The organism is Hwanghaeella sp. (genome assembly GCF_965227365.1).
GTDB lineage: Bacteria > Pseudomonadota > Alphaproteobacteria > UBA8366 > Aestuariispiraceae > Hwanghaeella.
The window spans coordinates 5,134,716-5,153,292 of sequence record NZ_OZ245754.1 but is presented as its reverse complement, the minus strand read 5'-3'; the positions used below and the strand labels follow the sequence as shown (position 1 = coordinate 5,153,292).

Genomic DNA, 18,577 nt, shown 5'->3' with positions numbered 1-18,577 from the left:
CATATTTGACTTAAGGGACCGACGGGCGCTAGGCCAGCCCCATGAGCGATACGACCGATATGGAAAAGACCGAGCCGACCGGGGCGCAATGGGGCGATCCCTCCGGCATCTTGCGGCAGGCCCCGATGACGACGCGTTTCGCTCCAAGCCCGACCGGCGAACTGCATCTCGGCACGGCACATTCCGCTCTCTTCGCCTGGAAGCGGGCGCGGGATGCGGGCGGACGTTTCCTGCTGCGCATCGAGGATATCGACACGGCGCGCTGCCTGCCGGCGCACGAAGCGCAAATACTGCGCGACCTGGAATGGCTCGGTCTCGACTGGGATGGTCCCGTTCTGCGTCAATCGGAACGAACCGAGGTCTATAGCGAATTCCTGCATGTGCTGGAGGAAGGCAGTCTGGTCTATCCCTGCTTCTGCACCCGCAAGGAAATCCAGGCGGAAATCGCGGCGGCCCCCTCGGCGCCGCACGGACCCGACGGCCCCCTTTATCCCGGCACCTGCAAGAACATGCCGTGGCGGGAAGCAAAGAGCAGGATGGAGGCCGGCGAACCCTATGCCCTGCGCCTGCACATGGACCGCGCCGTCGGCATGACCGGGCCGCTGACTTTCTCCGATGAGCGGTTCGGGGACATGCAGGTGGATGGACTTTCCTGCGGCGACATCGTGCTCTGCCGGAAAGACACTCCCTCAAGTTATCATCTGTCGGTCACCGTCGACGACGCGACGCAATTCGTAACCCTTGTGACGCGGGGCGAGGACCTGCTGCACGCGACCAGCATTCATCGCATCCTGCAGACGTTGTTTGCCTTGCCCGCGCCGCAATACCACCACCATGGATTATTGCTGGACGACTCCGGACAGAGGCTATCGAAACGCGACAAGTCCAAGGCGATTTCTGCCTTGCGAGCGGAAGGCCTGTCCCCGGCGGAGGTCCGTGCCTTGGCCGGGTTCCCCGACGATCAGGGGCTCTAGAGGGCCGTGTCCCCCTTGCGCATTCCCTCACACAAGGCGGTGTAATCCGGTTCCTCGTCCGGTGTCAGCAAACCGTGACGCAGGAAGAAGTCGATCAGGACGAGGTTGCAGTTGAACTTGAACTCATCGGTGCTGCGGATGATCTCCATAACCTCTTCAGCCGGCATCAGGTAAAAACCCGCAAGCTCACCATCGGTATTCACCGGCGTGAAGTCTTCCGGCAATTCCAGGTCATAGCAGAACATCACGTCCGGCTTGATACGGCCCTTCTCCTCCCGGACGTAAGTTATGCAGCCAACCGGCACCGCCTGTCCCGCCATCGCGGGGGAGATCGAGGCTTCCTCCCCGCATTCCTTGATCAGGTTTTGCTTCAGCGTCAGGTCGAAGGGCTGGCCACCGGCAACCGTATTGTCCAGCAGGTCCGGATAGGTCGACTTGCCGGGCGCACGTCGGCCGATCCACAAGTACAGTCCGTCGGGTTTTCGGACATAGCCGTTCAGATGAATGCCCCAGGCCCGCAGACCGAAGGGCGGCACCGCGACCCGGTCGATCAGGAATCGCGGTTCCTCACCCCAGTTGCGCATCGCCGGGAACAATTCGTCCCGCAACCCGTCGACCACGCCCAATGCCGACAGTTCCGAGGCGACGTCCGCCATCAGCACGGTCCGTTCTTCCGGAGTTGCCGCCGCGTCGGTCAGTCGGATGGCATCGCCGTCCCGATTGAAGCAGTCGAAGTGGGTCAGCAGGGTGTCGGCGACCTCTTCGCCCACCCAGCCGATATTCTCACCGCCGACGCGAAACCGCTTCTGGACCGAAAGGTCCCCGTTATTGCAGGTCCTGACATGGTCCAGAAAACTCATCGGCGGTCACTCCGTGGCGGTTCAGTTGCAATGCGCCTTCGAGGAAACGAGGACGAGTTCCACGCCGATGACTTGGCGCAGGCCCGCCCCGATCCGCGCGGCCAACCCCTGATCCATATCACCCACCTGAATGTCGACAAGCAAGCGGTCCTGAGGGTCGGAGTCGGCGTGTACCCGGCTGGGGATCAGCCCACGCTTGGCGAAGGGTTCGAGCAGACGGTGAAGCAGATTGGGGTCGGCAACGCCGACCACGCTGAAACATGCGGTTTCGGAAGCCGATTCGACGCGGCTATTGAGGAAGGACATGGTGATCGCCCCTGAATTCCATGAAAATTGATGCAGCGAATAGAGCAGCGCTCTAGGCCCGGTTCCCCTCGGGGACCGGGTCCGTAATTCGCGCAATCAACCGTGCCCGGTCGCAAGCGGCCGGAAACACGTCGATTTCATGGGTCGGACGAAATGTCATGACAGACTTATAGCGGTCGGAATCGACGCCGCCAACAATCACTTTCCGAAAAGATACAGGATCATCGGCAGTGAGAAGATCGAGAACGCCGTCGACAGGAAAATCGTGGTCGAGGCAATGGCCTGCGCCGTTCCATAGCGCTGGGCGAACAGATACACGTTCACGCCGGTCGGTTGAGCCGCCATCAGGGTGGCCGCCATGGCCCAGAGCGGTTCGAGGTCGAAAACCTGAGTCGCCAAAACATAGACGATGCCGGGCATGATCAGGCACTTGGTCAGAACCACGAAGACCGATTGGCCGAGCCTGCCTTTGAACCCGTATTCCGCCAGCGTCGAGCCCATTGCAAAGAGCGCGCAAGGCAGGACCGCACCCTGCATGATACGCAGGAAATCGTCGGCAACCGTCGGCAATTCCAGACCGGTGAAATTGAAGGCCAGGCCGAAGGCCAGACCGCCGATCAACGGATTGGTAACCAAGCCCTTCACGATCTTGAGCGGCAATTCCCGCAGGGCCGACCCCGCATTGCGTCCCGCTTCCAGCAGAATGGTCGTGCCCGTCATCAGCATCAGGCCGTGCACGGAAATGATCAGGAAAAGCGGAATGGCCCCCTCTTCGCCGAAAGCCCGGACGCCCAGCGCGATCCCCAGCAGAACCGTGTTCCCGAAGGAGCATCCCATCCCTGTGAGCGTGCCACCCATCAGATTCCGCCCAAAGACGGCCATACCGACGACCATGCCCAGCCCATAGACCGCGAACACGGCGATATAATAACTGCCGAACAAGCCCCAGGGGATTGATTCCGGCAATTCGCGGGTTGCGAAAGTACGGAACAGGAACAGCGGAATGGCAAAGTTGAAGACGAATTTGGCCAATCCCGCCGCGCTTTGTTCAGAAAACCACCCGACCCGACGCGCGCCGTAGCCCATCAGCAGGACAGCGAAAACAGGCGTTACGATTTCTAGGACGATTTCCATGGCGGAAAAGAGACTCCGGATGGGGCAAGTGGGTGGGCGGCGCGGTACTTACGGGAATCGGTTGGCTGTCCGGGTCGGCCACCGCGATTTCACTCTGTACCTTAGTGCCTGATTTTAGCAAGTTTTCCCGCTTCTCTTGCGAATCGATCCCTTCCATGCCACATCTGCCATAGTGATTGAGAGAAGGGAGATCACCCATGTCCAACGTCTGGACTTACGGTAGACGTCCCTCCAGCGTCGTGCGGTATCGGCATGGCGGCTATAATGCAATCTATCCCCTGGCCCATGGTGAGACGTTCAACGGTGTTGCGGAAACGCAGCGGCTGGAACGGCTCGCGGCCGAAGGCGGCGGGGATATCATTGCGGCCGAGGCACCTGCCGTGACAGTTGGTGGAGAAAGCAACGTGCTGCGGTTTCCGAACCGCCGCAAGCGCAGCGATTCCACCGGTCGCGCATCGACCCGGAAAACCGTCCCGCCGAAGGGCCGCGAGTGAACCGCCGCCCCGGCTGAATAGCACGGGATTTTTGCAGGCCGGTGACGCCTCCCCAATGCAGGGTCTGCGGCGGAATGTCCCGCGCAGAATTTTGTGAGTGGTATTGCCTGTTTCCGGGCGCTATATCGCTGGGCATGGCAGTTTTCGCAATAATCCTGATGGTAGTCGGCATGATCGCGACAGTGGCGATCCTGGCGACGGGCATTTATTCCATGGTCCGCGGCGGGGAATTCAATGATCGCTGGGGCAATCGGCTGATGCGGTATCGCATCGTCGCGCAGGGCTTCGCCCTGGCGATGTTCGCCCTTGGATTGATGCTCCTCCGCAACGGCGGTTGAGCCTCTTTCAGGAAATGATCTTCCGACTGTAACGGGCGGCGCGGCGATGCGCCGCTTTGTTGCGTTGCGCCCCGAATTCGCCCCTAGAAACATCCCTGGACACTTCCCGAACGGCAGCTATGTTTGCCCGCATGGTGAAGCTGACGAAAATCTACACACGCGGCGGCGACGGCGGGGAGACCTCATTGGGGGATGGATCCCGTCGTGCCAAGGACGATATCCGTGTCGCCGCCTATGGCACGGTGGACGAGGCGAATTCGGTGATCGGCCTCGTCAGACTTCACACCGACGGCGACCTCGACCGGTTATTGTCCAGAATACAGAACGACCTGTTTGACCTGGGCGCGGATCTTTGCACGCCGGAAGACGGCCGCAAGGCCGAAGGCGCGCTTCGAATGACCGACGGCCAGGTCGAGCGGCTGGAAAAGGAAATCGACGCCTACAACGAACCGCTCGCCGACCTGACAAGCTTCATCCTGCCCGGCGGCAGCCCGGCCGCCGCGCATCTGCACCTTGCGCGCACCGTCGCTCGACGGGCAGAACGGGAAACGATCGAGCTTGCGCGGTCCGAAACCGTGAACCCGGCGGCGGTCAAGTATCTCAACAGGCTCTCGGACCTGCTCTTCGTTCTGTCCCGTCACTGCAATGACGGCGGCAAGGCCGATGTGCTTTGGGTGCCAGGCGCCAACCGGCCCTGACCGGCCGCACCAGAAACCGGAAAGTCATACCCATGTCCGAAGAAGAACTCGCGAATGTAGAACCGACCGCAGTGATGCTGATTGCTGCCGCGGTGTTCGTGATCACCATCCTGGCCGCCATCGTGCTGCAGATCCTGGCCTTCCGGCATAAGCGCGAATACGGCAGTGCCTTCATGCTGAAGGACTCCCTCTTCCGTCACAAGGAATTGGTCTATACCGAAGAAGGCATGAAATACATCAACTGGCAGAAGCGCCTCGCCATGGGCTGCACGGTGATCATCGCCGCCCTGCTGCTGCTGGACCGTTTCGTCATCTAGCTCCCCATGCACCGGGAGGCACGACGGCGTGCTGACTGAAGCCCTGCTCTACCTGCTCACCCCCTGCCCGCGCTGGGCCCGCCGCGCCGGATATCTGCGTGAAAGCATCGCCATCGGCGCGCGCTGCAACCGGCGCAAGAAGGATTGGGCCGGGCATCTGACGAATTCCAAGAACGCCGTCCTGCATGCCGCCGGACTGTGCGGCAGGAAACGCCGCGCGGTCGTCCTCGGTAGCGGGCACGGGTTCGACTTGCCGTTGGAAGCCCTTGCCGCCACCTTCGGCCGGGTCGATCTCGTCGATACGGTGCACCCCCTTGGACTGCGTCTGCGGGCCCGGCAACATCGCGGCGTTTCCCTGATCGAAGCCGATGTAACCGGTAGGGACGGTCCGCGCCCCGCGTATCCGGCGGATACGGACCTGATCGTCAGTCTCAACCTCGTTTCACAACTGGGTGTCGCGCCAGGAATAGACGCCGCCGACCGCGAGATCATGCGCTCGCGCCACATGGCCGAAACCTTGTCACTCGGATGCGTGGCCTGCGTGATCGGTGACATTGAACGCCGCGAATTGAGGCACGGCGAGTCCGAGCCTGAGATGGTCTCAATAAACTGGCTTTCGCCGGCCGGACGGCCCGAGCCTTTGGAAATCCGCGAATGGCGCTGGCCGGTCGCCCCCTTCGGTGAGATTGCCTCGACACTCGATGTATCGACCACCGTGCGGGCCGCGATTTGGGCCTGACATTCCGAGCGGAGCGTTGCGGCCCGCCGGCCGGCGCTGGAACAGCCGCGATCGGATATGAAACAGGGTCGCGGATGGGCAAGAAAGCGGCCCGCCTGCGACTTGACCCGGCATCTACGCGGCCCTAAACACGGGGGCTGCATCGTTGGAAACCGGCCTGTTTCCTTGGTGCACAGTGCCGAATTATTAGGAAACGAGGCATGGTCGACGTGGAGGGAGCCACGCGCGGCCGGGCCCTGGCCCAGTCGGCCTGGCGGTCGACCGTCGAGCGGCATTAAGGGGCGGCCTCTTGTTTGTGAACCTTGTTGCGAAGGATTCCCGAAGATGAAAGTTCTCGTCCCCGTCAAGCGGGTCGTCGACTACAACGTCAAAATCCGCGTCAAGCCGGACCAGACGGGTGTTGAGACCGCGAACGTGAAGATGTCCATGAACCCGTTCGACGAAATCGCCGTCGAACAGGCCGTGCGCCTTAAGGAAGCCGGGACCGCGACGGAGATCGTCGCCGTTTCAATTGGACCGACGCAAAGCCAGGAAACGATCCGCACGGCCCTTGCCATGGGCGCCGACCGCGGCATCCTGGTTGAAGCCGACGCGGATGTCGAACCGTTGGCCGTCGCCAAGATTCTGAAGGCCATCGTCGAAAAGGAAGGCCCTGAACTGGTTCTTCTCGGCAAGCAGGCCATCGACGACGACAGCAACCAGACGGGCCAGATGCTGGCCGCGCTGATGGGCTGGCCGCAGGCAACATTCGCGTCCAAGGTCGAGTTGAAAGACGGTTCCATGGACGTCACCCGCGAAGTGGATGGCGGCCTTGAGACGATCAACGTCAAACTGCCGAGCGCCGTGACCGTGGACCTTCGCTTGAACGAGCCGCGCTACGCATCGCTGCCGAACATCATGAAGGCCAAGAAAAAGCCGATCGACACGATGTCGCCGGCCGATCTCGGTGTCGACACCGCCAAGCGCCTCGAAGTGGTGAAGGTTGTCGAGCCCGAGAAACGCCAGGGTGGCGCGAAGGTCGGTTCCGTCGCGGAACTGGTCGAGAAGCTGAAGAACGAAGCGAAGGTGATCTGATCAGCGCCCGTGGCCATTCACTTGGCGCGATCGGATCCATGGAAAATTCTAGGTTAGGAGACAGTCGATGAGCAATCTGGTCCTCGTCGAACATGAAGGCGGCGAAATCAAGGCGGCCACGTTGAACACGGTCGCGGCGGCCAAGGCCGCCGGCGGCGACATCACGTTGCTGGTCGCCGGTTCCGGTTGCGGCGGCGTCGCGGAAGCGGCCGCCAAGATCGAAGGTGCATCCAAGGTCATCTGCGCCGACGCGCCGGAACTGGAAGCCCAGCTGGCGGAAAACTACGCACCGCTGATCGTCAAACTGGCGGCCGGCTTCACCCATGTCTGGGCCCCGGCCGACACTTTCGGCAAGAACATCCTGCCGCGTGCCGCCGCGATGATGGACATGCAGCAGATCTCGGACATCACCGGCGTCGTCGATGCCGATACGTTCGAACGGCCGATCTATGCCGGTAACGCGATCGCCACGGTCAAATCGGGCGATGCGGTAAAGTTCGTCACCGTCCGCGGCACCGCCTTTGAAGCCGTCGCGGCCGAAGGCGGCTCGGCTGCGGTCGAAACCGTCGGCGGCGAAGGGGATAGCGGTCTTTCGAGCTTCCTGGGCGCGGAAATCACCGTCAGCGAACGCCCGGAACTGACCTCCGCCCGGATCGTCATTTCCGGCGGTCGCGGCATGCAGTCGGGCGACAATTTCCCGATGCTGGAGAAGGTCGCGGACAAACTGGGCGCCGCCGTCGGTGCCTCCCGCGCCGCAGTCGATGCCGGGTTCGTGCCGAACGACTATCAGGTCGGACAGACCGGCAAGGTCGTCGCGCCGGACCTGTATATCGCCGTCGGGATCTCCGGCGCCATCCAGCACTTGGCTGGCATGAAGGATTCCAAGGTGATCGTCGCGATCAACAAGGATGAGGAAGCCCCGATCTTCCAGGTAGCCGACTATGGATTGGTGGCCGATTTGTTCCAAGCCGTGCCTGAATTGGAAGCGGAACTGGACAAAGTCCTCTGATTTGCGCAAGGCTATGTTGCGGTGCGGAATTGGGACGGACGATCCTGATCCGACACCGCGACAAAGCCGTTGCGGGAATCGGGAAAGACAATGACAAAAAAAGTTGGCGTGATTGGCGCGGGACAAATGGGGCATGGCGTTGCCCATGTCAGTGCCGCCCATGGTTATGAAGTCGCACTGGTCGATATCGACCAGACGGCATTGGACACGGCCCTGGAGCAAATCCGTACGGGTCTGGACCGGCAGGTAGCCAAACACGGCGACGACCCTGCCTCGGTCGATGCCGCAATGGCGAAGATCACGGTCTCCACCGACTATGCTTCTCTTTCGGCGTGCGACCTCGTCATAGAGTCGGCGACCGAAAACGAGGAACTGAAGCGCAAGATCTTCGCCGAACTGGCCAATCATCTGAAGCCCGAGGCCTGGATCGGCACCAATACCTCCTCGATATCGATCACACGGCTGGCAACGGCTTCCGATCGACCAGAAAAGTTCATCGGCCTCCATTTCATGAACCCGGTGCCGGCCATGAAGTTGGTTGAGGTCATTCGCGGGCTGCAAACCTCGGAAGACACCTATAGTCAATGCTGCGAATACGCCGAAATCCTCGGCAAGACGGTCGCCAGCGCCGAGGACTTTCCAGCCTTCATCGTCAATCGCATCCTGCTGCCGATGATTAACGAGGCGGTCTACACGCTGTATGAAGGCGTCGGATCGGTCACGGGGATCGACACATCGTTGAAACTGGGCGCCAATCACCCGCTGGGACCGCTGGAACTGGCCGATTTCATCGGGTTGGATACCTGCCTGGCGATCATGCAGGTGCTCTACAACGATCTGTCCGACAGCAAGTACCGCCCCTGCCCGCTTTTGGTTAAATATGTCGAAGCCGGATGGCTGGGCCGCAAGACCGGCCGAGGTTTCTATGACTATTCGGGGGATGTTCCGGTCCCGACACGCTGACCGTTTCAAAAACGTTGGACTTGCAAGGGCCGCTCCGCCATCGCGCCGGGGCGGCTTTTTCATTGTCGCGCGATCGAAAAATACCCTACCTCGATCCACTAGACCTTGACGGAAGGCCTAGGCCTAACTCCAATTGTGGAATTGGGGAACCGGTTTTACGAGGCGTGAGGGGAAATGCCGCGGAAAACCTGACGCAAGGGCAGGCAGCCGCCGGAAACGGGGGCCGAGGATAGGGCGTCGTGGTTGATATCAAGGGTTATCGGTCACCATCGGGCTTGGACAGCATGGCCTACGACTTTTCCAACCTGCGCGTCCTGATCGTCGACGACAACCGCTTCATGCGGGAGACGGTTGCGGCGATTCTGGATTCCATCGGCATCGGCACCGTCTATCATGCGGAGAATGCGGAAGACGGTTTTGTAAGGACGCGGGAAAAACATCCCGACGTGATCATATCGGACTGGGACATGGAACCCGGTGACGGTATTACCCTCGTGAAATGGCTGCGGTCGAGAGAGGACAGCCCGGATCGCTATATCCCGATCGTGATGCTGACGGGCTTCAGCGAGAGGAACCGCGTCATGGAAGCGCGGGATGCCGGTGTGACGGAATTCCTGGCGAAACCCGTTTCGACGAAATCCATGCATGCGCGGTTGATGTCGATCATCGATCAACCCCGCCCCTTCATCCGAACGGATCACTATTTCGGACCCGACCGCCGGCGCCGGACCAGCAGCGAATTCAAGGGGCGGGAACGCCGACAGAACAAGGATGTGTTTTTCATCTGACGCGATGGAGCACAGTCGCCCGGGGAGAGTGACATGGCCGAACAGACGCGTGGCAGCGTAAAAATCGAAAGACCGCCGAACCGCCTCGCCGACAAGGTTCCGAAGACGGGCGGCAAGACCCTGAAACAAGCCATCGCAGATGCGGATCGCGCCATCGACCGGTTGAGCAAGGATTACGGCAAGCACCTTGCGGACGATATGGCCGCGCTGGAGAAGTACATGGCGGCGGTCAAATCCGCCCCGACGGCCGCGAACCTGAAAACGCTCTTCCGCCTGGTCCACAATATGCGCGGTCAGGCCGCCACCTTCGGATTTCCCCTGATCACCGAAGTAGGCCGGTCTCTTTGCCTTTACCTGCTGGAGACCGAGCACGAGTCTGAGGTCAACGTCGCCCTGATCGAGCAACATGTGAATGCCCTGCGCGTCATATACAGGGAAAAGATCGAAGGACAGGGCGACACCGTCAGCCGTCAAGTCGTCGAGGCCCTTATGAAAGCGGTCGAAACCCAGACCTCCCGGCACCAATAGGAACGCCGGACACGCTCCGGCTTACCCCCCGGCTTTTTCAGCGAGCAGGAAGCGCACGAGTTTCTTGGCGTCTTCCGAATCCCATTCCGCCGGCCCGAACATGCCGCCGACCACGTTGCCCTGGCGGTCGATCGCATAAGTCGCAGGCAGCCCGCGGTTCTTGAAAGCGCGGCCCAGCGTGAATTTCTCATCCAGGTAAATGGCTAGGTTCTCCAGCCCCAGCTTGTCGCGCAGGAAGGGTTCGGCGACGCGCTTCCCACCGCGGTCCTGATTGATGGCCACGACATCGAATTCTTCATCCGCAAACGCCGCCTTCAGCCGGTCGAGCGAGGGCATTTCCTTGATGCAGGGCGCGCACCAGGTAGCCCAGAAATTTACGATCAGAACCTTGCCCTGAAAAGCGGTCAGGTCGATTTCATCCCCCTCCCCCGTTTTGAACGGCACGGTCGGCGCGGCAACCCGTTCCTTCAACAAGGTGAATCCCTGCATTTCCCCGTCGGTCGGCGGAAATTCCGACGCGTAAACGGCAGGACTGCCGAGCGCGAGCAACACAACGGTCAGCAGCGCCAAGATGGCTTTGGTGCGGGATCGGGGGGAAAAACACGTCGAAATCATTCCAGTCTCGCTTCCAGCGGGTTGTTTTCACCGTGGCTATAGGATTTACCCAATCGGGGCGGGATAATCCCGTCACAAGCGGTTGAGCGGGCGTCCCGCGTCACAGGGAATCCCTGTTGCAAGCCGCAGCGTGGCAAAGGATAGTCCGGCCCGGCCCGCCAGATGCGGCGGGCGGCGGTCCCATAATTCTTATCCAATGCCGGACACGCCCGGCATCACATATAGAGGCGTTAATGACGGATACAAAGGGCAACGAAAAAAACGCGGCCAACGCCATGTGGGGCGGCCGGTTTTCCGCCGGTCCCGCGGAAATCATGGAAAAGATCAACGCCTCCATCGATTTCGACAAACGCCTCTACGCCCAGGACATCCAGGGATCGAAGGCGCATGCGGAAATGCTGGCGGCGCAAGGCATTATATCCCAGGACGACGCGGCACAGATCCTGACCGGTCTGGACCAGATCAAGGGCGAGATCGAGGCCGGCACCTTCAATTTCAGCCGCGCCCTGGAAGACATCCACATGAACGTGGAAGCGCGTCTTCGGGAGATCATCGGCGACCCGGCCGGTCGGCTGCACACAGCCCGCAGCCGCAACGATCAGGTCATCACCGATGTGCGCCTTTGGCTGCGCGACGCGGTCGATGGGATCGATACGCGGCTCGCCGCCCTGCAGGACGCCCTGATCACACAGGCCGAACAGCATGCCGACGTGGTCATGCCCGGTTACACCCATCTTCAAACCGCTCAGCCGGTCACATGGGGGCATCACATGCTGGCTTACGCGGAAATGGTCGGCCGCGACCGCGGTCGCCTGGCCGACTGCCGCAAGCGCATGAATGAATGTCCGTTGGGTTCCGCGGCCTTGGCGGGAACCTCCTTCCCCATCGACCGTTTCGCAACGGCGAAGGCGCTCGGCTTCGACCGGCCCATGGCGAATTCCATGGACGGCGTCTCGGCCCGCGATTTCATCATGGAATTCCTGGCTGCCGCCTCGATCATGGCGGTGCATCTGTCCCGCCTGTCGGAGGAAATCGTGATCTGGGCGTCAGATCGCTTCCGCTTCGTGGAACTGACCGACGCCTTTACTACCGGTTCCTCGATCATGCCGCAGAAGCGAAACCCGGACGCCGCCGAACTGGTGCGCGCGAAACCGGGCCGCATCATAGGCTCTCTCGTCTCCATCCTCACGGTGATGAAGGGGCTGCCGATGACTTTCGCGAAGGACATGCAGGAGGACAAGGAACCCCTGTTCGATGCCGTGGAAAACCTGATCCTGGCGATTGAGGCGTCCGCCGGCATGGTGGCGGATATGAAACCGCGCCCCGATGTGCTGCGCGCAGCACTTGGCGCCGGTTTCCCGACCGCCACGGACCTGGCCGACTGGCTGGTGCGCGTGCTTGGCATGCCGTTCCGCAACGCGCATCACGTCACCGGTGCGATCGTCGCCATGGCCGAGAAGAAAGGCGTCGATATCGCAGAATTGAGCTTGGAAGAGCTGCAATCAGTGGAATCCGCCATCACGGAGGATATATATTCAGTATTGTCTCCGGAGGCTTCGATTCAAAGCCGGACGAGTTTCGGCGGAACGGCGCCGGACAATGTTCGCGCCGCGGCGGCCGAAGCGCGGAAAAGGTTTTCGGTATGAATGACTTAACGGCAAGGAAAGCTCGCAGTGAACGCGCCCCACGGCGCGGCCGGAGAGCCTTGGCGATCAAATCGGGTCTAATCCTGGCCAGCGTCCTGGCGCTGGGGCTGACCGCGGGTTGCGGCAAGAAGGACGACCCGAAGGCGCCCGGCCCATCCACTTATCCGAAATCCTACCCGACATCGTGACGGCTCGTTCCCGGAGACATTGAACCATGGATCACTTCAACTACCGCGACGGCGCCCTCCACGCAGAAGACGTCCCCCTGACCGAAATTGCGGCTGCGGTCGGCACGCCGGTTTATGTCTATTCCACCGCGACCCTGCGCCGCCACTACAAGGTATTCACCGACGCCTTCGCCGGTGCGCGTGCCTCCGTTTTCTATGCGGTCAAGGCGAATTCGAACCTGGCCGTGATCAAGACGCTGGCGGATATGGGGGCCGGTGCGGACGTGGTTTCGGAAGGGGAACTGCGACGTGCCTTGGCGGCAGGCATTCCGCCGGAACGGATCGTCTTTTCAGGCGTCGGCAAAACGGAAGAGGAACTGGCCTTCGCGCTCGACACGGGCATCCTGGAAATCAATGTCGAATCCGTCAACGAGTTGGATCTTCTGAACACGGTCGCCGGTGCGCGGGGCAAGGTCGCCGAAATCGCCATTCGGGTGAACCCGGATGTCGACGCGAAGACCCATCACAAGATTTCCACCGGCAAGAAAGAGAACAAGTTCGGGATCGATATCGAGCATGCACCGGCGATATTCAAACGCGCCCAGGCCATGCCGCATGTGGCACCCGTCACGGTCGCGGCCCATATCGGGTCCCAATTGACCGATCTGGCGCCCTATCGGGCCGCCTTCACCCGCCTTGCCCAATTGGTCAAGGACCTGCGCGCCGACGGCATCCCGATTCACCGGGTCGATCTGGGCGGCGGCCTCGGCGTGCCCTATGCCGGGGAAAAACCTCCCCTGCCCGACGCCTATGCGGCGGTCGCGCGGGAGATCATAGAGCCATTGGATGTGGAAATGCTGTTCGAGCCCGGCCGCATGATCGTCGGCAACGCGGGCATCCTGCTGACCAAGGTCCTGTTCGTGAAACAGGGCGAATCCCGGCGCTTCGTCGTCGTGGACGCGGCGATGAACGACCTGATCCGACCCGCCATGTATGACGGTTACCACGGCCTGAAACCCGTGTTGGAACGGTCCGCCGATACGCCGATGAGCCCGGCCGATATCGTCGGACCGATCTGCGAATCCGGCGACACTTTCGCGAAGGAACGCCCCTTGCCCGACTTGCAGGATGGCGAATTGGTAGCCTTCACCACGGCGGGGGCGTATGGTGCCGTTATGGCGTCGACCTACAATTCGCGGCCCTTGGTGCCGGAGGTTCTGGTGGACGGTGACCGTTTCGCCGTGATCCGCCCGCGCCAGACCTACGAAGAATTGTTGGGGGCCGACAGGATCCCCGATTGGCTGAGCGGACCGGCTCAGGAAGCCGTCCCGAAACTTGCAGGGGTTAGTGGATGACGGAACAGGCGCAAACGCCCCGGAGTATACCGTTCCTCAAGGGAACCACCGTCCTCTGGGCGGAGCGTCTGCTGGCCGCATTCTGGCCCTTCCTGACCATCTTTGCCGCGCTTCTGGCCCTCGCCTTCAGCGGTTTCACCTCGGGCCTTTCCGGCTGGCTCCATCTCGCCCTGTTGATTGCAGGATTTTTGGGGCTGGGATGGGCCCTGGTTGACGCGATACGCCGCTTCAGCCCGCCCAGCCACGCGGAGGTCGTGCACCACATCGAACGCGCGAACCGCCTCGAACACCGGCCGCTGACCGCTTTGGAGGATGACGTCGCCAGCGGTGGCGATGACGGCATGGGTGCCGCGCTCTGGGCCCTGCACAAGCAACGCATGGCCGAAAAGCTGCGTGGCCTGACCGCCGGTACACCGGAAGCACAGCTGGCCCGCCGGGATCCTCTCGCCCTTCGCCTGGGTGCCGGTATTTTGCTCGTTGCTGTAATCTTCGGCGTTGGAGGCCGGGCCGGGGAGAATTTCACACAATTCTTCGAACCAGATTTCACCGATGCGGATGCCGCATCCGTCGCGTCGCTGACATTGGATGCCTGGATCACACCGCCGGATTACACCGGCGCGGCACCGATTTTCCTGACCGGCATGGAACCCTCTTCGGGCAGCCTCTCGGAAGGCGAGGCCAACGCGATTGCCTCAGGTCAGCCCAGACAATTCGCCGTTCCGGCCGGTTCAAAGCTTGTTGCCCAAATTGGCGGTGTGAAACAAAAGCCCGAACTGGCTGGCTCCTCCTTCGGGTCCGATGGTGGCTTCGTGAGCATTACCGCGGACAGTTTCCGCGCCGAAGGGGAATTGACGACATCCGGCTTGGTACATGTAAAAGCCGCCGGACAGACCGTTGCCAGCTGGGACATCACCGTCATCCCCGACCGGGTGCCGACCGCCGATCTGTCCGAGGCGCAATCCGGACAGACCGTACGTGGGTCGCTTGAATTGCGCTATCACGCGGCAGACGATTATGGGGTTATGAACCTCGCCATCGAATTGCGGCGGACCAAGGAGGTGGCCAAGGAAGGCGACGAGGTCATTGCCATCGATTTGCCCGCCGGCGGCGGGCCCCGTTCGGTTCAAATCGAAGGCAGCCATTTCCTGAACCAACTCGACCATATCTGGGCGGGAGAGGAAGTTTGGGCCGAATTGTCCGCGATTGATGGTATCGATCAGGTCGGAAGAAGCGATCCCATCGCTATAACCTTGCCGGAGCGGGAGTTCCGACACCCCGTCGCCCAGAAGATCATTGCCGAACGCAAACGCCTGGGTCTGCAGGGCCTCTCCGTCGCGCCGCTGGTTGCCAGCGTCCTGCGTCAATTGGCTTGGGAGAAGGACGCTTATGCCGGCGATATCGTGGTTTTCCTGGGATTGAACATGGCGGCGCGGCGACTTGCGGTCGAGCCTGACGACGCACTCAAGGACGATATGATCGACCTTCTGTGGCAACTGGCGCTTCGGCTTGAAGACGGCAACCTTTCCGTTGCCGAGCAGCGGCTGCGCCGGGCGGAACAGGCCCTGATGGACGCCATCGCCCGCGACGCGGACGCGGCCGAAATCGAACGCCTGATGCAGGAACTGCAGCAGGCCATGGACGAATACCTGCAAGCCCTGATGCAAAATGCACAGGAGCAGATGGATCGTGGTGACATCGAAGACATTCCGATGGACGAGAACGACCGGATGCTGGCGAAGCAGGATATCGACCAGATCATGGAACGTATCCGGGAAATGCTGCAGAACGGTATGAAGGATGCGGCGCGCCGCATGCTGGAACAGCTGCAGCGGATGATGGAAAACCTCCAGGTGGGCATTCAGCAGCGTCCGTCCCCGCAGGGCATGGAAGCCATGGAAATGCTGGAGGGGCTGCAGGAATTGATGAGCGGGCAGCGCGAACTGCTGGACCGGACCTACCGCAACGCTCAGGAAATGGGACAGACCCCGCAGGGACAGCGGCAGGGCGGCCAATCCGGTCAAAGCCCATCCCAGCAGCAGGGCCAGCGCGGCCCGACCGCGGCGGATGCCGCCCTTCAGGAAGCCTTGCGCCGGCAACTGGGCGATCTGATGCAGCGCTACGGCGAGATGATGGGCGACATTCCCCAGCCTTTCGGCCGTGCGGAACAGGAGATGCGCGGTTCCACCGAAGCCCTGCGTCAGGGCAACCCCGGCAACGCGGTCGGTCCGCAGGGCCAGGCACTGGATCAACTGCAGGAAGCCGCGAGGCAGGCCCAGCAGCAGTTCATGGAACGGTTTGGCAACCAGATGGGACAAGGCCAACAAGCGACCGGCCAGGGCCCCAACACGGGCGAGCAGGATCCCTTCGGCCGCGCGCCCAACGACGCGACGCCGGGCCAGGCCGAAGGCGATGTGGTCATTCCGGATACGGGCGATTTGAAACGCGCCCGGGAAATACGGGATGAATTGCGCCGCCGCGCCAGCGAGCGGTCCCGCCCTGAAGTCGAACTAGACTATATCGACCGGCTGCTACGCCAGTTCGAATAGCCGCCTGGCTGTTTTAGAAGGAAGAATGCATAGGCCGACAGTGCACGGCCTGAGCGTTAGCGGATATTACTGATTGCCGCTGGTCGACTGGCTTTCGGCCCCACCCTGCCCATCATCGGCCTTCATGCCGTGGCTGCCATCCATGAACATCTTGGCTTCCTCGGCGGTCTTGAACGTAACCTCGAGCGAAGTTGCCCCGCGCGGCGGGTCTTCGACGGCGCTTTCATAGGAAATGGTCTCTCCTGGGAAAGCTTCCGGCTTGTCCGCTTCGAACACCCATTCGTGCAGCACCCCGCCGGTCGCGTCCTTGAGGACACCGCCAAGCATCGGGATCACAATGGTCTCATCGGTCGTGTTCGTCAGTGATCCCTTGATAACCAGCCGTCGCTTATCGCCATCGATAACGGCTTCAGCCTCGGGTTCCGGCAATTCCAGGCCATGACCGAGAAGATCTACCTGTATCCCCAGGGCATGATAAATCTTCATTGCCGGCGGATAGAGATGGACGATCTGCTTCTGAAAACTGTACCCGGCCGCCCCGATCGCGATGACGATCACGAAAAGGACGATCCATGCAATCAAGGGCGATTTGCGCCGCATGGGAACGGTCGATCGCGGTGCGAAATCGGCCTCCGACGGGATCGGCGGCGGTTCCGGCCCATCCATCATCGGCGGGGGCGGTGGCGGTGCGCCGAGATCGTCGTCATCCGGCGCCCCGGAAGCATCCGTGTCCGGTTCAGGGAAATCGTCTTCCGGTTGATCCGGCGGCGGAGCCGTTTCCTCCGCTGCCGCCGGCGCAGGCTTTTGTGCCGCTGCCTTCTTGGCCGCCGCCTTCTTGGCGGGCGCCTGCGTGCCGCCCTTCGTGGCCGCCGAGAGGGATTTCAGATCCTCCGGGTCGATCAGGTCTTCCTGGCCCGCATGCCACTTGTTGCCGCATTTCGCGCACCGAACCGTCCGGCCGGCGTCGCCAAGGGCCTCAGCCTTTACCTTGAAGCGCGAGGAACAGTTGGGGCAGACGAGAATCATAGAGTGGTCGAAACCTGAATATGGGCGATAAGCGGCGATATTTGCCTGATTCTTATAGGATGGCCATCATAGCCGCGCAAGGCGACCGGACTATCCCCTTCGGATCGGCAAGTTGCAGGTCCTGCCTTCAAATGCCGTGCCAATCGGCTTGCATCGGGTGCCGTGATTGCGCCTTGCTACAGGGGAACCCCGCCAGTACCGTCCGGCTGTAACCGAAGGCAGGCGGTGCGCGGAGAGGTTTTGTGATCCGGTTCGAAAATGTCGGTATGCGGTATGGCACGGGGCCGGAGGTTCTGCGCGATATCACGTTCGAACTGAAGGCGGGTACTTTCCACTTTCTGGTGGGGGCCAGCGGCGCCGGAAAATCGACTTTGTTGAAGCTTATGTATTTGGCCCACCGTCCAACCCGCGGCCTGATCAATATCTTCGACCGCAACCTCGCCTCCATCCCGCGTGACGAATTGCCGGGCATCCGCCAACGGATTGGAGTCGTCTACCAGGATTTCCGCCTTCTCAATCACCTTTCCGCTTTCGACAACGTCGCACTGCCGCTGCGCGTCAACGGCGCGCGGGAAGACGTGGTGCAGAAACATGTCGGCGAGTTGCTCGGCTGGGTCGGTCTTGCCGATCATATTCACGCCCTGCCGCCTACCTTGTCGGGCGGACAGAAACAGCGCGTTGCCATTGCGCGCGCGGTCATCAGCCGTCCCAGCCTGTTACTGGCCGACGAACCGACCGGAAACGTCGACGACGCCATTGCCGTGCGCCTTTTGTACCTGTTCGAGGAATTGAACCGGATGGGCACCACCGTGATCATCGCCACCCACAACAAATCACTGGTCGAGAGGTTTAAGCACCCCGTCATGCGGTTGGGTGATGGATTGGTCCGGGCAGAGGAGGACGACGCCGATTGGGGCGCGAGATTGCGGCGTGAGGCCGAACCGTCCTTCAGCGCCGGCGGCGATGCACCCACGGTGCCACGGCGCGGTTTGTAGGGGCG

Annotated in this window: 21 protein-coding genes; 16 read left to right on the top strand and 5 right to left on the bottom strand. The window is 61.6% G+C overall.

Translation table 11 applies throughout. The annotated features are described in order from the left end of the window. Nucleotides 1–41: 41 nt before the first annotated feature. Complete coding sequence (gluQRS, locus tag ACQK2G_RS23745) at nt 42–974, top strand: tRNA glutamyl-Q(34) synthetase GluQRS (RefSeq protein WP_425407518.1); 933 nt, start codon at nt 42–44, stop codon at nt 972–974. Here the strand turns inward: gluQRS and ACQK2G_RS23740 are convergent. The 3 genes from ACQK2G_RS23740 to ACQK2G_RS23730 form a co-directional block, all read right to left on the bottom strand. Further along, nucleotides 971–1,834 carry a DUF4743 domain-containing protein gene (locus ACQK2G_RS23740; protein ID WP_425407517.1) on the bottom strand — a complete coding sequence of 288 codons (864 nt, stop codon included), beginning with the start codon at nt 1,832–1,834 and terminating at the stop codon, nt 971–973. The two genes, gluQRS and ACQK2G_RS23740, sit on opposite strands and share 4 nt — an antisense overlap. Before the next feature lie 21 nt (nt 1,835–1,855). After that, nucleotides 1,856–2,140, bottom strand: coding sequence for a hypothetical protein (locus ACQK2G_RS23735; protein WP_425407516.1), 285 nt, complete (start codon nt 2,138–2,140; stop codon nt 1,856–1,858). 198 nt (nt 2,141–2,338) lie between these two features. Continuing rightward, a complete protein-coding gene (locus tag ACQK2G_RS23730) occupies nt 2,339–3,274 on the bottom strand; it encodes an AEC family transporter (protein ID WP_425407515.1) in 936 nt (311 codons plus the stop codon). 197 nt (nt 3,275–3,471) lie between these two features. Here ACQK2G_RS23730 and ACQK2G_RS23725 point away from each other — a divergent pair, with 197 nt between their 5' ends. The 10 genes from ACQK2G_RS23725 (at nt 3,472) to ACQK2G_RS23680 (ending at nt 10,222) form a co-directional block, all read left to right on the top strand. Then, nucleotides 3,472–3,768 (top strand): hypothetical protein, encoded by a 297-nt coding sequence (locus ACQK2G_RS23725; RefSeq protein WP_425407514.1) that lies wholly within the window; start codon nt 3,472–3,474, stop codon nt 3,766–3,768. A 74-nt stretch (nt 3,769–3,842) separates the two neighbouring features. After that, nucleotides 3,843–4,106 carry a twin transmembrane helix small protein gene (locus tag ACQK2G_RS23720; RefSeq protein WP_425407513.1) on the top strand — a complete coding sequence of 88 codons (264 nt, stop codon included), beginning with the start codon at nt 3,843–3,845 and terminating at the stop codon, nt 4,104–4,106. Nucleotides 4,107–4,237: 131 nt separating this feature from the next. Further along, complete coding sequence (locus tag ACQK2G_RS23715) at nt 4,238–4,804, top strand: cob(I)yrinic acid a,c-diamide adenosyltransferase (RefSeq protein ID WP_425407694.1); 567 nt, start codon at nt 4,238–4,240, stop codon at nt 4,802–4,804. Nucleotides 4,805–4,836: 32 nt separating this feature from the next. Further along, nucleotides 4,837–5,121, top strand: coding sequence for a hypothetical protein (locus tag ACQK2G_RS23710; protein WP_425407512.1), 285 nt, complete (start codon nt 4,837–4,839; stop codon nt 5,119–5,121). Between the two features lie 28 nt (nt 5,122–5,149). Continuing rightward, nucleotides 5,150–5,860 carry a hypothetical protein gene (locus ACQK2G_RS23705; RefSeq protein ID WP_425407511.1) on the top strand — a complete coding sequence of 237 codons (711 nt, stop codon included), beginning with the start codon at nt 5,150–5,152 and terminating at the stop codon, nt 5,858–5,860. Between the two features lie 324 nt (nt 5,861–6,184). Continuing rightward, nucleotides 6,185–6,934 carry an electron transfer flavoprotein subunit beta/FixA family protein gene (locus ACQK2G_RS23700; RefSeq protein WP_425407510.1) on the top strand — a complete coding sequence of 250 codons (750 nt, stop codon included), beginning with the start codon at nt 6,185–6,187 and terminating at the stop codon, nt 6,932–6,934. 67 nt (nt 6,935–7,001) lie between these two features. Beyond that, complete coding sequence (locus tag ACQK2G_RS23695; RefSeq protein ID WP_425407509.1) at nt 7,002–7,943, top strand: electron transfer flavoprotein subunit alpha/FixB family protein; 942 nt, start codon at nt 7,002–7,004, stop codon at nt 7,941–7,943. A 90-nt stretch (nt 7,944–8,033) separates the two neighbouring features. Then, a complete protein-coding gene (locus tag ACQK2G_RS23690; RefSeq protein ID WP_425407508.1) occupies nt 8,034–8,906 on the top strand; it encodes a 3-hydroxybutyryl-CoA dehydrogenase in 873 nt (290 codons plus the stop codon). A gap of 239 nt (nt 8,907–9,145) precedes the next feature. Further along, nucleotides 9,146–9,694, top strand: coding sequence for a response regulator (locus tag ACQK2G_RS23685; RefSeq protein ID WP_425407507.1), 549 nt, complete (start codon nt 9,146–9,148; stop codon nt 9,692–9,694). A gap of 33 nt (nt 9,695–9,727) precedes the next feature. Continuing rightward, nucleotides 9,728–10,222, top strand: a complete 495-nt coding sequence (locus ACQK2G_RS23680; protein ID WP_425407506.1) for an Hpt domain-containing protein — start codon at nt 9,728–9,730, stop codon at nt 10,220–10,222. Nucleotides 10,223–10,243: 21 nt separating this feature from the next. Here ACQK2G_RS23680 and ACQK2G_RS23675 read toward each other — a convergent pair whose 3' ends face one another. Beyond that, nucleotides 10,244–10,837: a TlpA disulfide reductase family protein gene (locus ACQK2G_RS23675; protein ID WP_425407505.1), complete on the bottom strand. Its 594-nt coding sequence runs from the start codon at nt 10,835–10,837 to the stop codon at nt 10,244–10,246. Nucleotides 10,838–11,070: 233 nt separating this feature from the next. Here ACQK2G_RS23675 and argH point away from each other — a divergent pair, with 233 nt between their 5' ends. The 4 genes from argH to ACQK2G_RS23655 are packed head-to-tail and all read left to right on the top strand — an operon-like array spanning nt 11,071 to nt 16,551. Next, the gene (gene argH, locus ACQK2G_RS23670; RefSeq protein WP_425407504.1) at nt 11,071–12,483 is read left to right on the top strand and encodes an argininosuccinate lyase; all 1,413 of its coding nucleotides are present in this window, start codon (nt 11,071–11,073) and stop codon (nt 12,481–12,483) included. Between the two features lie 59 nt (nt 12,484–12,542). Then, the gene (locus tag ACQK2G_RS23665; RefSeq protein ID WP_425407503.1) at nt 12,543–12,671 is read left to right on the top strand and encodes a hypothetical protein; all 129 of its coding nucleotides are present in this window, start codon (nt 12,543–12,545) and stop codon (nt 12,669–12,671) included. A 26-nt stretch (nt 12,672–12,697) separates the two neighbouring features. Continuing rightward, nucleotides 12,698–14,005 (top strand): diaminopimelate decarboxylase, encoded by a 1,308-nt coding sequence (gene lysA / locus ACQK2G_RS23660; RefSeq protein ID WP_425407502.1) that lies wholly within the window; start codon nt 12,698–12,700, stop codon nt 14,003–14,005. Next, entirely contained in the window at nt 14,002–16,551 is a 2,550-nt protein-coding gene (locus ACQK2G_RS23655; RefSeq protein WP_425407501.1) for a TIGR02302 family protein, read from the top strand. The genes lysA and ACQK2G_RS23655 overlap by 4 nt, the downstream gene beginning before the upstream one ends. Nucleotides 16,552–16,617: 66 nt before the next feature. On the opposite strand, the gene ACQK2G_RS23650 is transcribed toward ACQK2G_RS23655, so the two are convergent. Then, nucleotides 16,618–17,577, bottom strand: a complete 960-nt coding sequence (locus ACQK2G_RS23650; protein ID WP_425407500.1) for an MJ0042-type zinc finger domain-containing protein — start codon at nt 17,575–17,577, stop codon at nt 16,618–16,620. 242 nt (nt 17,578–17,819) lie between these two features. Here ACQK2G_RS23650 and ftsE point away from each other — a divergent pair, with 242 nt between their 5' ends. Further along, on the top strand, nt 17,820–18,572 hold the full coding sequence (gene ftsE, locus ACQK2G_RS23645; protein ID WP_425407499.1) for a cell division ATP-binding protein FtsE: 753 nt from the start codon (nt 17,820–17,822) through the stop codon (nt 18,570–18,572). The last annotated feature ends 5 nt before the right edge of the window (nt 18,573–18,577 follow it).